This is a genomic window from Mesorhizobium sp. WSM4830, assembly GCF_055811495.1.
The window spans coordinates 1-14,008 of the sequence record NZ_JBVVQI010000031.1; the positions used below are offsets into that span (position 1 = coordinate 1).

General features: G+C 62.9%; 16 protein-coding genes and 1 riboswitch. Of the genes, 7 read left to right on the forward strand and 9 right to left on the reverse strand.

The window, feature by feature from the left end:
* Positions 1 to 189 precede the first annotated feature (189 nt).
* Both AC0L2Y_RS28355 and AC0L2Y_RS28360 read right to left on the reverse strand, forming a co-directional pair.
* Positions 190 to 1,173 (reverse strand): aldo/keto reductase, encoded by a 984-nt coding sequence (locus AC0L2Y_RS28355; protein ID WP_473561049.1) that lies wholly within the window; start codon positions 1,171 to 1,173, stop codon positions 190 to 192.
* Positions 1,174 to 1,183: 10 nt separating this feature from the next.
* Positions 1,184 to 1,339, reverse strand: a complete 156-nt coding sequence (locus AC0L2Y_RS28360) for a YjiS-like domain-containing protein (RefSeq protein WP_352951170.1) — start codon at positions 1,337 to 1,339, stop codon at positions 1,184 to 1,186.
* Between the two features lie 235 nt (positions 1,340 to 1,574).
* On the opposite strand from AC0L2Y_RS28360, the gene AC0L2Y_RS28365 reads away from it, so the two are divergent.
* Positions 1,575 to 2,444 carry a LysR family transcriptional regulator gene (locus AC0L2Y_RS28365; RefSeq protein ID WP_473561050.1) on the forward strand — a complete coding sequence of 290 codons (870 nt, stop codon included), beginning with the start codon at positions 1,575 to 1,577 and terminating at the stop codon, positions 2,442 to 2,444.
* 148 nt (positions 2,445 to 2,592) lie between these two features.
* On the opposite strand, the gene AC0L2Y_RS28370 is transcribed toward AC0L2Y_RS28365, so the two are convergent.
* The 7 genes from AC0L2Y_RS28370 to AC0L2Y_RS28400 all read right to left on the reverse strand — a co-directional run bounded on the left by AC0L2Y_RS28370 (position 2,593) and on the right by AC0L2Y_RS28400 (position 8,107).
* Positions 2,593 to 3,402 (reverse strand): MBL fold metallo-hydrolase, encoded by an 810-nt coding sequence (locus AC0L2Y_RS28370; RefSeq protein WP_473561052.1) that lies wholly within the window; start codon positions 3,400 to 3,402, stop codon positions 2,593 to 2,595.
* 180 nt (positions 3,403 to 3,582) lie between these two features.
* Positions 3,583 to 3,840: a YdeI/OmpD-associated family protein gene (locus tag AC0L2Y_RS28375; RefSeq protein ID WP_473561054.1), complete on the reverse strand. Its 258-nt coding sequence runs from the start codon at positions 3,838 to 3,840 to the stop codon at positions 3,583 to 3,585.
* Positions 3,841 to 3,843: 3 nt separating this feature from the next.
* Complete coding sequence (locus AC0L2Y_RS28380; RefSeq protein WP_473561055.1) at positions 3,844 to 4,638, reverse strand: helix-turn-helix domain-containing protein; 795 nt, start codon at positions 4,636 to 4,638, stop codon at positions 3,844 to 3,846.
* A 75-nt stretch (positions 4,639 to 4,713) separates the two neighbouring features.
* Complete coding sequence (locus tag AC0L2Y_RS28385) at positions 4,714 to 5,058, reverse strand: hypothetical protein (RefSeq protein ID WP_352489785.1); 345 nt, start codon at positions 5,056 to 5,058, stop codon at positions 4,714 to 4,716.
* A gap of 144 nt (positions 5,059 to 5,202) precedes the next feature.
* Positions 5,203 to 5,973 carry a type 1 glutamine amidotransferase domain-containing protein gene (locus AC0L2Y_RS28390; RefSeq protein WP_473561057.1) on the reverse strand — a complete coding sequence of 257 codons (771 nt, stop codon included), beginning with the start codon at positions 5,971 to 5,973 and terminating at the stop codon, positions 5,203 to 5,205.
* A complete protein-coding gene (locus tag AC0L2Y_RS28395) occupies positions 5,970 to 7,469 on the reverse strand; it encodes an aldehyde dehydrogenase family protein (RefSeq protein ID WP_473561059.1) in 1,500 nt (499 codons plus the stop codon). The genes AC0L2Y_RS28390 and AC0L2Y_RS28395 overlap by 4 nt, the downstream gene beginning before the upstream one ends.
* Positions 7,466 to 8,107 (reverse strand): NADPH-dependent F420 reductase, encoded by a 642-nt coding sequence (locus AC0L2Y_RS28400; RefSeq protein ID WP_473561061.1) that lies wholly within the window; start codon positions 8,105 to 8,107, stop codon positions 7,466 to 7,468. Before AC0L2Y_RS28400 ends, AC0L2Y_RS28395 begins: the two co-directional genes overlap by 4 nt.
* A gap of 375 nt (positions 8,108 to 8,482) precedes the next feature.
* Positions 8,483 to 8,598: riboswitch (guanidine-I (ykkC/yxkD leader) on the forward strand.
* Positions 8,599 to 8,698: 100 nt separating this feature from the next.
* Between AC0L2Y_RS28400 and AC0L2Y_RS28405 the strand changes: the two genes are divergently transcribed.
* Genes AC0L2Y_RS28405 through AC0L2Y_RS28430 form a run of 6 tightly spaced genes read left to right on the forward strand, consistent with a single transcriptional unit; the run spans position 8,699 to position 13,889 of the window.
* Entirely contained in the window at positions 8,699 to 9,763 is a 1,065-nt protein-coding gene (locus AC0L2Y_RS28405; RefSeq protein ID WP_352489781.1) for a putative urea ABC transporter substrate-binding protein, read from the forward strand.
* A gap of 14 nt (positions 9,764 to 9,777) precedes the next feature.
* The gene (locus AC0L2Y_RS28410) at positions 9,778 to 10,680 is read left to right on the forward strand and encodes an ABC transporter permease (RefSeq protein ID WP_473561063.1); all 903 of its coding nucleotides are present in this window, start codon (positions 9,778 to 9,780) and stop codon (positions 10,678 to 10,680) included.
* Positions 10,677 to 11,486 (forward strand): ATP-binding cassette domain-containing protein, encoded by an 810-nt coding sequence (locus AC0L2Y_RS28415; RefSeq protein ID WP_473561064.1) that lies wholly within the window; start codon positions 10,677 to 10,679, stop codon positions 11,484 to 11,486. Before AC0L2Y_RS28410 ends, AC0L2Y_RS28415 begins: the two co-directional genes overlap by 4 nt.
* A gap of 11 nt (positions 11,487 to 11,497) precedes the next feature.
* Entirely contained in the window at positions 11,498 to 12,706 is a 1,209-nt protein-coding gene (locus AC0L2Y_RS28420) for an agmatinase family protein (protein WP_352489778.1), read from the forward strand.
* 2 nt (positions 12,707 to 12,708) lie between these two features.
* Positions 12,709 to 13,248, forward strand: coding sequence for a hypothetical protein (locus AC0L2Y_RS28425; protein WP_473561066.1), 540 nt, complete (start codon positions 12,709 to 12,711; stop codon positions 13,246 to 13,248).
* Between the two features lie 47 nt (positions 13,249 to 13,295).
* Positions 13,296 to 13,889, forward strand: a complete 594-nt coding sequence (locus tag AC0L2Y_RS28430; protein WP_352489776.1) for a HupE/UreJ family protein — start codon at positions 13,296 to 13,298, stop codon at positions 13,887 to 13,889.
* Positions 13,890 to 14,008: the final 119 nt, after the last annotated feature.

Genomic DNA, 14,008 nt, shown 5'->3' on the forward strand with positions numbered 1-14,008 from the left:
CTCCCGTTGCAGCATCACTCTTTGATCTGAAAACCAGAGCGGCGGACCTTCAACTCGAGCGTGTCCGCCGCTCCGTCCTTGTTCAATTGCGCCACGGAAGCTTGATCAAGGAAAGATGCGATATCGGCTGACATCCGACAGATCGAAGTTGGCCGGCATATCGCCAATGAATTTCGGCGCCGCCACACCCTAAGCGGTCTCGGCAATTTTCAGCACGGCGTCGATCTCGGCCATCACCGCTGCCGGCAGCGGCCCTTTTTCCAGCGCACCGAGATTGTCCGCGACCTGCTCGGGCCGCGTGAAGCCGGGAACCGGCAGGGCGATTGCCGACTTGGCAAGGATCCAGCCGAGCGCGCCCTGCGCAAGCGTGCGCCCGCCCGAGGTGAGCAGGTCGCGGATTGCCGAGAGCCTTGACAGATAGTGCGGGTTGGCGGCGCCATCCCTGAAAAACACCATCCATTCGGCATTCCCGCCGCGGACGTCGTCGGTGGGCAGCCTCATGGCCGGCGTGTATTTGCCAGTGAGCAGCCTCATCGCCAGCGGCAGGCGGCTGAACGAGACGAGGTTCTCGCGCGCCGCAACGGCCATCAGCTCGTTCGCCGGGGTAAACACATTGAAGTCGTTCTCTACGGCGACGAACCCCTCGCGCGGCGCGTAGGCGGCAAGCCGTTCGGGGTGATCGGTGCTCCAGCCGAAGCCGCCGATCTTGCCCTCCTGGCGCAACAGGCCGAGCGTATCGAACACCTCGCCGGCGCGCTCGATCGGATACTCGTTGATATGTAGCAGCACTACGTCGACACAATCGCGCTGCAGGCGCTGCCGCGAATTGTCGATCGATGTCCGGATCGCCGCGGCAGAGGCATCCTCGGGTGCGATCTTGCGCGTTTGGGGATCACCGAAATAGCCGACCTTGGTGACGATGACGGCTTCGTCCTTATTCTTCAACGCCCGCCCGAGGATCAGTTCGGCATTGCCGGCGCCATAGGCGGCAGCCGTGTCGAACACCCGCGCGCCGATGTCATAGGCCATCGCCAGCCCGGCTTGCGACCTGATATCGTCGACCTCGCCATAGACTGTCGCCGTGTCGCGCCAGCGCGCGGCACCACCGGCCGCCCAGGTGCCGATGCCGATGCGCGGTACCGAGCGGCCATCCCAAAGCTCCATCATCTGCATGCCCGCTTCCTCAACGACACAAGCAGGCACGGCGGGCACGCTCGCGGATCTCTTCGCGAGAAATGCCGGCATCCGCCAATGTGCTGTCCGGAACCTGCCTCAGGCTCGCAAGAGTCTGGCGATAGGCAATCCAGCGTTCGAAACGGTATCGAAGTTCATCCAACATGATCGTCTCCTTTGGCCCGCAGAATGCCCGCGCGCCTGGGTTGGTCGAAAGCGCAAAACATCTGCGCCAATCGCATGCGCGATCGACGGGGCTGCGCTCGCTTCTTGGCCAGCCGAGGCGCTTGTCCCTGTCCCGCCAGGCAGGATTGTCCAACGCCTCCAACGCCTGCATACTTGCGCGTGATGCCTGCTTCGCGCTACAGCCACGGTCGCAAGGAGTTTTTCATTTCTGCAAAATGGATATCGGCTGGGACGATCTGAGGTTGTTTCTCGACGTTGCGCGGCTGGGTGGCTTGAGCGCAGCGACGGGAACCACGCGCCTCAGCGCAGCCACCCTTGGACGACGCGTCACCGCGCTCGAAAAGCAGATCGGCGAACCTCTGTTCGTGCGCCAGCAGACCGGCTACCGGCTGACCCCGGTCGGCGAGGAACTGCTGCGGCGCGCCGAAGACGTCGAGGCGGCAATGCAGTCGCTGACGCGCTGGCGCGAGGGAAACCTGCCCGACCGCATTGTCCGCGTCTCGGCCGGGCCATGGACCTCGGCGTTCGTTTCCGCTCATATCGGCGAGATCTGGACGGTCGATGACGGCATAAGGGTAGAGCTTGTCACCACCACCGACCGGGTCGACATCGGCCGCCGTGCCGCCGACATCGGCATCCGAAGCGAGCGCCCGACCGAGCAGTGGCTGGCCGGCCGTCAGAGCGGCAAGGTCGCCCACGCCATTTATTCAGGACGCCACCTGATCAACGGCATCGCCGCCGGTTTGTTCGTCGGCGTCACCGGCGAAGGCGCAAACGTTGCCTCGGCGCGCTGGCTGCAAGCCCATCACGGCGACCGCATCGCTGTACGCGGCAACAACACCCATACGGTGCGCGAACTGGTGGCCGCCGGCGCCGGCCTTTCGATCTTTCCGTGCTTCGTCGGTGACAGCGATCCGCGGCTGGTTCGCGTCGCTCAGCCTATCCCCGAACTCGAAACCGACCAATGGATCGTCACCCATCACGAGGAACGTCACTCCCCGCCGGTACGAAAAGTCGCCGACCGGATTGCCGCCTTGATGCGGGCGCACCAGCCGCTGTTTCGCGGCGAGACGCCGATCCGATAAGCCTCAGGCGTCGATCGGCCGCCGGCGGATCAAGAATCAGATACTTCGGTGGGCCCGACGATGTGCCGCTGCCGTTGAGGACGCCGGAGTGCGGCGCGCTGCTCGTCGAGATCTGAGAGAGCGGTATAACCGATCAGCACCGGGCCGCCTATCCGGTCACTCGTCCTTCTGCCGGCTCATAGCCGTATGCTTCGCCCTTACGCACCACGCGACCGATGCCCGGCCAGCCAAGGTGCGCGCCGGCGATCCACGTCCCCGCCTCGGCCGCGTCACTGAAAACCTTTAGGCGGGTTGCGCGCGCGGTCAGCTGATCGTCGTCATAGCCCCAACTGAACGCGGGATTGCTGAACTGCAAGGCCGGCACATGAACGAAGTCCCCGAAGAATAGGAAACGGTCCTCGTCCGTGTCGAACGTGTAGCCGGTGTGACCGGCAGCATGACCGGGCAGGGCGACCGCCCTCAATCGCTCACCCACCTGGTCGCCATTCTGGACAGGCTTCAGCAGGGGCCGGAACTGCGCAAGGTGCGCGTAAGCGAAAAAGCTCTGCACAGCCGCCTCGGGAATTACGATCGCCTTCAAGTTTGGAAAGAGCACTCGGCCGTCGGGGGCCAAAAGTCCGTGCACATGATCCTGATGGGCGTGGGTTAGCGCCAAGACCGTGATCGAAGCCGGGTCGATCTTGGCCTCCGCCATGGCCTGCTCAAGACGTCCCACTGTCGGGGCCCACCCCCCTCCTCCGCTGTCGATCAGAACGCCGTCAACGCCTGGACCTGCGAGCGCGAAGCAATTGACAGACAGGCGAAGCGCCCCTGCCTGCGCAGCTTGCGGCACCGGATTATCCTGCGTGTCCCGCAGAAGGTCCGCCGGCATCTCGATGTAACCGTCCGAGAGCGACCAGACGCGCCACCTTCCCGACGTGCTGCCGAGCACGTTGCTGCTTTGCGATGTCACGATCATAAGGCCACCTGCCGCAAACGAAAATGGAGGATAGGTTCGATTGTCACTATTGGCTCTCTGCATCCTCTGCGCAAAAGCGTGGGGAAATCGATGAAGATCAATGCGGAAAGCACCCGATCTCGATAGGCTATCGGAAGATGATCGTTGACGGATCTGCTAGCTTCGCGACGATGCCAGCTCTTATTGCATGCCCATGTAGATTCCTCCCTTCGTAAGCTCGTCAATCATCTGATTTATGCGCTTTCGGCGTGTTTCCGGGTGACGGGCGCGCGCGATCCAATGCAAGTAATCATTGCGCTGATAGGGAGGCCGTTGCTTGAAAGCATGCATCAGATTTGCGGCCTCGAGCTCTGCACGCAAACTGTCGGGCATTTTAGCCAACGGACGTTTCAGCAACTCACGCTCCGCCATTCGAATCGCGATGCTGGAATAGATCACAAGTCAGCCGTCTCGCCTGCGAGACCGCAGCCGGCCTGGCGACAGCCCTTTAAATCGGGTCACGACGCGATTCATATGGGCCTGGTGAGTGAAACCCGCGTGCTGAGCAATCTCGGCCAGCGGCAGATCGCTATTTTCCAAAAGCTCGACCGCGCGATCAACGCGGCGGCGTAAAATGAATTGATGTACCGGCAATTGCGTCGCCTCGCGAAAGGCGGCGGTGAAGGCGCGTCGTGGCATTCCCGCGATTCCGGCAAGATGGTCGATCGACACCCCCTTTTCCAGATCGCCGTCAATCGTAGCGAGGACCCGGTCGAACCGCTGCGAGGTTAGGACCGGAGATTTCTGCCGCCGCTGACGTGCATGCCCGAGACGGAGCAGGTTCGCGAAAACCAGGCCCAGCGTCCATTCGCGGACGATGGCGTTGGCTGGCGCGTCGCCTTCGAGGCGTCGGCACAACTCGGCCACCAGCGAATCGCGTATCGGTCGATCGGTCAGGATCACCAGATCGTCGAGGGTCCCGGCTGCGGATACCAGGAGCCTTGAAGCCAGCGCGGAGTCAACGGTGATCATCGTCAGCTCTCGCGGCTCCTCGATCTTGAACCGCGTGGCACGCTCGGGAAGGCTGAGCAGCAGGTCGCCGGGGCGGGTGAAGACGCGCCGCAGCCCGCGGCCAAGATCGATCTCTGCATAGGATGAACCACTGCGGATCACACGCAGCTGAACGACTCCGGCCGGCGCATGGCGATAGTCGCCGGCAGGAAAGAACAATCTCTTTGCACTTGCGGCGGTCACCATCGTTGTACCGGGCGTCCGGACGCAAGTTCCTCCAGGACTTCGATGATCGATCGCCGCATCCTCGATCCTTGACGCCTACACTTTTGCCCGTTTGGCCGGCCCACCAGGCGCATCACTTGCCAAGGCGGTCAGTTCACCAATCCGGGGCACAAAGATGTTGTGCAGTGTCTGGGTCATAATGGTCATTTCACGCTGAATTTGCAGTTCCTGTGCGGCGGGAAACAATGTGTGCTGCAAGAAGAGTTCCAGGCCTGCCTTGTCGTCCCATATCTCGATGATGCGATAGCCATCGTCGGTGGCATGCGCGAGGTGCTGGTAGATGCCGCCAGCGGGCCGTTTCTCCACGCCGATCCGAGCGAGGATGCGGCTATAATCTTCGGCCGTCAGGCCGGCAATATCAAGTGTCGTCACCACGGCCATGGTTCATCCTCGCTGCTGATTGTGGTTGTTTGAAATGAAGTTCTTGGACGACCCCGGCTCCTACTGGGCCGATGTCGTTTGGCATCGCCGTCCTGACGGCGAGTTTGACTCCCGAACTTCACCGACAGGAGCGGTCTTTGGTCCTCAGCCACCGAGCGCCTCGATGACAAGACGGGCGGTCGCCGCTCCGGAGAAGTTCTGCTGGCCGGTGATCAAATTGCCGTCGCGCACGGCAAAATCGCGCCACAGCCCGGCCTGAATATAGTTCGCGCCGAGCGCACGCATCTCATCCTCGATCCGCCATGGCATCAAATGCGTACCGTGCGGCAGCGCGCCCATCTCCCAGACGGCATTGTCGGCGAAGTCCTCCTCGACATTGGCGAACCCCGTAACAGTGCGGCCTTTGGCCAGCAGCTCGCCGGTTGAGAGGCGCGCGTAGCGCAGCAGCGCGACGCCGTGACACAAGGCGGCCGCGACCTTGTCGGCCGCGAAAAAGGCGACGAACAGCCGCTGCAACTCAGTTGCGCCTTCGAAGGTGAACATCGGCGCCTGGCCGCCAGCGACGACGATCGCGTCGAACGCGTCGACCGACAGCTCTGCGATGGGCCGGGTCGTCTCCACCAGCGCCGCCAGTTTCGGCGTCGACAGGAAACCGAGCGAGATCAGATCCGTATCCGAATAGCCGGACGGATCGCGTGGGTCGCTCAACACATCCGCCTCGCATTTGCCGCCCTCAGGCGAGAAGATCGCGACTTCGTATCCGCGCTCCGTGAAGGCGAGCCAGGGATGAGTTAACTCGCTCCACCAAAACCCGACCGGCCAGCCTGTGGTGGTTGACACAGCCGGGTTTGAAAGGACCATCGCGACGCGTTTGGGATGCAGCGGGTCGAGCGGGTTGGGATCGCGTACGCTCATCGCGCCATCTCGACTGGTTCGCCAAGATTTGCCCAAATCGTCTTGTATTGGGTGTAGCTTTCCCACGCCTCGCGGCCCTGCTCGCGGCCATAGCCGCTCATCTTGAAGCCTCCGAACGGCGCATTAGGATGGTATTTGTGCCAGCAGTTCAGCCACACCGTGCCTGCCTTGATCCGGTCGGCGAGCCGCAAGGCGCGGCCAAGATCGCCGGTCTGGATGCCCGAGGCGAGCCCGTAGCTCGTGTCGTTTGCGATCCGGATCGCGTCCTCCTCGCTGTCGAATGGAATCACCGGCAGGACGGGGCCGAAAATCTCTTCGCGCGATATCCTTAGGTCGTTGGTCGCATCGGCGAAGATGGTCGGCTCGATGAAGAGGCCCTTGCCGTTGATCTGGCAGGTGCCGCCGCCCGCCGTCAGTCGCGCGGTGCGCTTGCCCTCTTCGACATAGCTCAAGACCTTGTCATACTCGCCGCGCGCCGCGATCGGCCCGATCATCGTCGCAGGGTCCAGCGGATCGCCGAGCGTCGCCGACTTGGCCATGGCGCTCAGCTTCTCGACGACCTCGTCATAGCAGGCGCGTTCGACCAGCAGGCGCGATCCGGCGACGCAGACTTCGCCCTTGTTCCAGAAGATGCCCCAGAAGGCTGCCTGTATCGCGGCATCGATATCGGCATCGGCGAAAACGATATTGGGACTCTTGCCGCCGAGCTCCATGGTCAGGTGTTTCATCGTCCCGGCACCGTTGCGCATGATGCCCTGGCCGACGGCGGTCGACCCGGTAAAGGCGATCTTGTCGACGCGGGCATCGTTGACCAGCGCGTCGCCGATGGTGCCGCCCGGGCCGGTGATGAGATTGTAGACGCCCGGCGGGACGCCCGCGTCGAGGATGACTTGCGCCAAGGCGAGGGCCGTCAGGGGCGTGTCGGTCGCAGGCTTGTGAACGACCGTGTTACCCGCCGCGAGTGCCGGCGCGATCTTCGAACAGGACAGCGCGAGGGGAAAATTGAACGGGGTGATCGCAGCGACCACGCCAAGCGGCTCGCGTCGCGTCAGGATCCTGATATTTGGTTCGTAGCTTGTACGATAGGCGCCGTCCATCGCGCTCATGGCGAGCCCGCCATGAAAGCGGAACAGTCCTGAGCAGTGCGGCATGATGATATCGCGGAAATCGCGATAGGGCATACCCATGTCCATCGCCTCGCGCACCGCGAAATCCTCGGCCCGCTCGTCCATCAGATCGGCGATGCGAAACAGGATCTTGGCGCGCTCCTCATGATGCATCCGCGCCCAGGGTCCTTGCTCGAAAGCCCGCTGCGCGGCCGCGACGGCATCGCTCGTGTCGGTGACGTCCGCCTTCGCAATATCGGTGATCGCCGCCTCCGTGGTCGGATCAAAAGTCGTCGAAGTCTCGCCACTGACGGCATCGCGCCATTGGCCATCGATCAGCAGACGTCCTACTGGAATCGCCTTGCGCCGCGCGGGTAGATAATCAGTCATGAACCGGTTCCGTCCTGTCGAATGAGATTGAAGGAAATTGTCGGCCCCATCCCGCGCCGATAAGCGAGCTGGACCAATAGCAGCATCATCGGCTCGATCAGGCGCGAGGCCGTGAGATCGCCGACATCGACCGGCATTGTCGGTAGATCGGCGAGAAGCCGGCAAACCGCCGCCTTGGCATCAGCGTCATTGCCGGCGACATAGCTCGTCACCGGATCGCCGTTGAGACGCGGATCATCCCTGTCAAGCAATTCGGCAAAGGTCGGAATGCACTTGACGACAAGCGCGCCCCGCGCGCGCCTCTGAACCTCCTCGCCTACCGACGTAGTAGTGCCTAGCAGCATCGTGGAAAGCTCAGGCGCGACTGCGTTGGTATTGTCCCAGACGATCTTGCCCGACAAATCGCCAAGCGCGTCCATCGCCAACTCGAGAGCCGGCCATGGCGTCGCCAGGGCAATTACGTCGGCCCATCTCGCTACTTCGTCAGGGGCACCGAAGCCAACATGGAGGGTTGCCGCGATTGCGCGCAACTTGCCTTCGTCACGACTGAAGCTGAGGCGAATTTCGTGCCCGGCGAGGCCAAGACGTTTCGCCAAGGCCTTCCCGAGCGAGCCTGGTCCGATGATCGCAACTTTCACAACTGCCTCCCGACACGCGATCGGGCTTGCCTAGCATCATTGCAGTCGCGCTTATTTCACGAATTGCCCTTGCACGATCGGGCGCACTCGTCACATGGGTCGGCGCCAATTGGCATCCGGATCCGCCGCGCGCTCACGCCCTCCCCGAACGTGTCCCTACTGGGCGTGTATGTGGGCCACCATAGAGGATGGTGCCACCAGCGGAGGTCCCCAGGGCACAAGGCTCACATTGGTGACGCTAGATTTTCTTTGCCTAATCCGTCGGCGTTGCGATGACTTTTGTGGCATCAGCATAACGCGATTGCCTGCAAATCCGGGGAAAGGCCGCCTCAGGACGGCTTTCCGGACTGGCACGCCCCTTGCTTCGTCGTTCACGTGCAGAGCGTCTAGGGTTCCGGCCGTGTCGATTACGGTGCTGGTCCAAGAGACGCGACCGCTTGAGATGCATTGAGGCATCCGGCGGAACACGGCGGGCCAAAATCCCGGGAGAACCCTGCACGGGTTTGCTGGCGCGAACCTCTCCCGGATGCGCGCTCCGTGAACCCCCAACAGACGTCCGGACGCAATCCGGATCGCAAACAGGGGTACGCAATGCTTCGCAAACTGGCTGCAATCATCCTAGCCGCATCACTCAGCCTTCCCTCCATATCGGCCGCGGAAGCGGCGCCCAAGAAAGACTTCAAGATTTGCTGGTCGATCTATGTCGGATGGATGCCGTGGGGCTATCTTTCCGACAGCGGCATCATGAAGAAGTGGGCCGACAAATACGGCATCAATGTCGAAATCACCCGCATCAACGACTACGTCGAGAGCATCAACCAGTACACCGCCGGCGGCTTTGACGGCTGTTCGATGACCAACATGGATGCGCTTTCGATTCCGGCCGGCGGCGGTGTCGACACCACGGCCCTGATCGTCGGCGATTTCTCCAACGGCAACGACGCCGTCATCCTCAAGAACAAGGCCGCGCTCAAGGATATTGCCGGCCAGAAGGTCAATCTCGTCGAGCTCTCCGTCTCGCATTATCTGCTGGCGCGCGCACTGGAGACGGTCGGGCTCGCCGAGAAGGACATCACTGTGGTCAACACCTCCGATGCCGACATGGTCGCCGCCTACGGCACCAGCGATGTCACCTCCGTCGTCACCTGGAATCCGCTGGTCTCGGAAATCGCCGCCATGCCGGGCGCCCACAAGGTATTCGATTCGACTGAGATTCCCGGCGAGATCATCGACATGATGGTCGTCAACACCGCGACGCTGAAGGACAATCCGGCCTTGGGCAAGGCGCTTGTCGGTGCATGGTATGAAGCCATGGCGCTGATGACCTCGGGCACGCCCGAAGGCAAGGCGGCCAAGGAAGAGATGGCCAAGGCGTCGGGGACGGATCTTACCGGTTTCGACGCTCAGCTAGGATCAACGGCGATGTTCTTCGAGCCGGCCAAGGCGGTCGCATTCACCAACGGCGCCGAACTGCCGAAGACCATGGATCTGGTGCGTAACTTCCTGTTCAGCCACGGCATTCTTGGTACCAACGCGCCGAGCGTCGACGTGATCGGCATGAGCTTCCCCGATGGCTCGACGCTGGGTGACGTCAACAACGTCAAGCTGCGCTTCGATCCGGCCTTTATGGCAGAGGCGGCGGGCGGAACGCTCTGACACGGGAGCGCGACATGCTAGCCAGAGGAACCGGCATCGTGCAGGCCGCAATAGGCCCCGAGGTCGCGCGCCTGCAACTTAGCAGGCCGAAAGCGCGGCTTCGCCTCATCAACGCGACGGTCTCGCGCGGCGGAGCGTTGCTGCTTGGGACGCTGCCGTTTGCCGCCGTGGCGATTGCCTATCTCTTCGCTTCCGCGCGAAGGCTGGCGGTCAATCCCAGCGACAAGCTGCTGCCCTCCCCTGCACAGATGTGGTCGGCCTTTTCAGACCTGGCGACAGTGCCGGACAAGCGCTCCGGCGACCTGATCCTATGGGCCGACACCTATGCCAGCCTGATTAGGCTGTTCGCCGGCGTCGGCGTGGCCACGCTGGTGGCGCTCAGCCTCGGCGTCGCCATAGGTTTCATCCCTCGCGTCAGGGCCTTTGTGCTGCCCTTGGTCACAGTTGTCTGCGTCATCCCGCCACTGGCGCTGCTCCCGATCCTGTTCATTGCGCTCGGCCTCGGCGAAACGGCCAAGATCACCTTGATCGCTCTCGGCGTCGCACCGGTCATGGTGCGCGACATCGCCAACCGGGTGATGGAATTGCCGCCGGAGCTCGTCGCCAAGGCACAGACGCTCGGCGGCAACAGCTGGACCATGGTGCTCAGGCTGGTGCTGCCACAGGTCATGCCGCGCCTCATCACTTGCGTACGGCTGGCGCTTGGGCCGGCCTGGCTGTTCCTGATCGCGGCAGAAGCCATCGCCTCCACCGAGGGGCTCGGCTACCGCATCTTCCTCGTTCGTCGCTACCTGTCGATGGACGTCATACTGCCTTACGTCGCCTGGATCACGCTGCTTGCGGTGATGACCGACTGGCTGCTCGTGCGGCTCTCTCACATCATCTCGCCCTGGGCGCATCCGGTGCGGAGCAGATGAGCCGGATCCTCGTCCATGGGCTGGAGAAGAGCTACGGCGACGCCCGTGTGCTGGAACGGGTCAACGTCTCCGCCGAAGCGGGTGAATTCCTGTCGCTGGTTGGCGCCAGCGGTTGTGGAAAATCGACATTCCTGCGCATCCTGCTTGGCCAGGAACAGCAAAGCGGCGGCGTGGTCGTCGTCGGCGACCAGCCGATCGTGCCGGAGCCGACGCCGCAGCGCGGCATCGTCTTCCAGCGCTATTCCGTGTTTCCGCATCTGACCGCGCTGCAGAACTTGCTGCTGGTCGAGGACTTCCGTTCGGGCGGACCGTTCGGCCGCGTCTTCGGCGCCAGGCGCAAAAGCGCCAGGCAAGAAGCCGAAACCATGCTGGAACGGGTCGGGCTTGCCCATGCGCGCGACCTCTATCCGGCTTCGCTGTCGGGTGGCATGCAGCAACGGCTGGCGATCGCGCAGACCTTGCTCGGGCGGCCGCGGATCCTGCTTCTCGACGAGCCGTTCGGCGCGCTCGATCCCGGCATCCGTGCCGAGATGCATGAGCTGCTCACCGAGCTATGGACCGAGCACGGCATGACCGTGGTCATGGTCACCCACGATATCGGCGAGGCATTCAAGCTCGGCACCCGCGTGCTGGTCTTCGACAAGGTGCGCCACGACCCCCAGTTCCCGTCCGCCTATGGCGCGACGATCACCTACGATCTGAAGCTCGACCGCAAGCACCGGGCTTCCACACGAGACGTGGCCGAAGTGGCCGCGATGGTTGGGACGACCCGACTGGATAGCGCAATCGCGACGACGGCGTCGTGAAGGAGGTTTTCATGCACAGAGATAGTCCAGAACGTCGGCATCGCCGCGCCGGGCTCACCGACCGCCAGCCGCGCCAACGCTTCCATCATCCGAACTTCGAGATCCGCGACATGCAGGGCTGGAAGTCGATCGAGGCGGAAGGAAAGCTGCCCGAGGATGGCTGGCGCAAGGAACAGAAATGGGCACTCGACATGGGCCTGCCCGGATCGGATTCGATCATCGACAAGTCGATCCCGACATTCGCGCGAGGCGAGTTGCCGCATTTCGCCGGCATCAACACCTTCCTCAAGGCGCCCTATGTCGAGAACGTCCGCGATGTCGGCAGATATGACGCTGCCGTCATGGGCATTCCTTTCGACAGCGGCACCACCTATCGGCCCGGAACCCGCTTCGGGCCGCAAGGCATGCGCCGCATCTCGGCGCTCTACACGCCTTACAATTACGAGCTCGGTGTCGACCTGCGCGAGCAGATGACGCTTTGCGATGCCGGCGACGTCTTCACCATTCCCGCCAATCTCGAAAAGAGCTTCGACCAGATCACCAAGGGCGTCAGCCATGTCGCCTCGTCCGGCGCGCTGCCGATCATGCTCGGTGGCGACCATTCGATCGGGTTTCCGTGCGTGCGCGGCATCGCCGACGTGACCTCCAAGCGCATCGGCATCATCCATTTCGACCGCCACATCGACATTCAGGAAAAGGATCTCGACGAACGTATGCACACGACGCCCTGGTACTGGGCAACCAACCTGCCGAACGTCTCGGCCACCAATCTGGTGCAACTCGGCATCGGCGGCTGGCAGGTGCCCCGCTACGGCGTCGCAGAGGCGCGGAAGCGCGGCACCAACGTGCTGACGATTTCCGATATCGAACAGATGGGGCTGGAGAAGGCGGCGGAGATCGCGCTCGAGCTCGCATGGAAGGACACCGACGCCGTATACATCTCCTTCGATGTCGACAGCATCGATTGCGGTTTCGTGCCGGGTACGGGCTGGCCGGAGCCCGGCGGCTTCCTGCCGCGCGAGGCACTGAAGCTGCTCGGGCTGGTGTCGGCGCCCGGCATCTGCGGACTGGAAGTGGTCGAGGTGTCGCCGCCCTACGACACGTCAGACATCACGGCGCTGTTTGGCGTGCGGGTGGTCGTCGAGGCGCTCGGCTCGATGGTCGCGCACGGCAATCTCGGCAAGCACAAATCCATCATCGACAAGCCGACGAGCTTTTGACCATGCACGATGATCATCATCACCACGACCATAACCATGGCGACGGTCACCATGACGGGCCGAACGGTCATCATCACCATCCGCACCCCGTCGGCCACAACGGGCCGGCCGGCAAGCCGTTGCAATGGCAGACACCGCATCTGCCGCACCACCATGCGCCCGAACCCGCCGACACGCGGGCGACGGATCTCGATCTCGTCGAGATCGCGTTTCTCGAAGGGTTTTCGCGGGCGCCAGACCCCTCCAGTTTCCTGCGCCTCGCCGGGATTCCGTTCGTCGGCGAGACCGCCGACGGCGTACGGCTGCATCTTCTGCGCGTCGAGACGCAGGACATGGTCGATGTCGGCGCCGTCATGCCGCTGATCGGCGGCGCCGGCGTCACCTATCACCCGCTGCCCGCGAAACTGACGTCGCGTCGGCGCCGCCTGGCCTTCGTCTACCACAACGGCAAGGCACAAACGCCCCTCGACTTCGGCGAGGCGCGGCTTCTAGCCGACAGGTCCGGCGCCGCACAATTCACCATGCCAGGGGCCGGACAATGAGCACCGGCCTTGAACCGATCGCACCTCTATCAAACAGGTCAGGAACCATGAACAAAACGCATTCATTCTTCGGCAGACTCGCCTTGGCAGCCGCCACAACTTTCATCCCCTCATTGGCCTTCGCCCACAGCGGCGGTTTTCATGCTCATGGGTTTGTAGACGGCCTTCAGCACCCGCTGGCCGGTATGGACCACCTGCTTGCCATGATGGCTGTAGGCATCATTGCCGCTCGCGCCGGTGGCAATGGGATCATCATCGTCCCGTCGTGCTTTGTCTCGGCGATGGTCGCTGGCGCCCTGCTCGGAATCGCCGGCATCGGCCTGCCCTCACTGGAAGCGGGCATAGCGCTATCGCTGGTAGTCTTCGGCGCCATGATGATGCTTGCCAAGCCGTTTCCGCTCGCTGTGGCTGCGTCGCTGACTGCCCTTTTCGCCCTCTTCCACGGCAATGTCCATGGCCTCGAAATTCCCGAGACGACCAGCGGCATCGCTTACGCGGTTGGCTTCGTGGTCGCTACTTCGGCTCTTCACGCGACCGGCGCGTTGGCCGCCCTGACACTTCGGCGCTGGCCGGGCGCCATCCGCACGGCAGGAGTCGGCACGTCGGTGGTCGGTATGGCGTTGGCGGCACAGATCATCTGACCCGCAGGTATCTGCGATGAACAGGAAGCGAAGGCATGATCAAGCGTCTGACCGTCTGGCTGCGCATCCGAAACATGCTGTACCAGATCCTGAAGACCCGGTCTGAGCGACTCTGATCG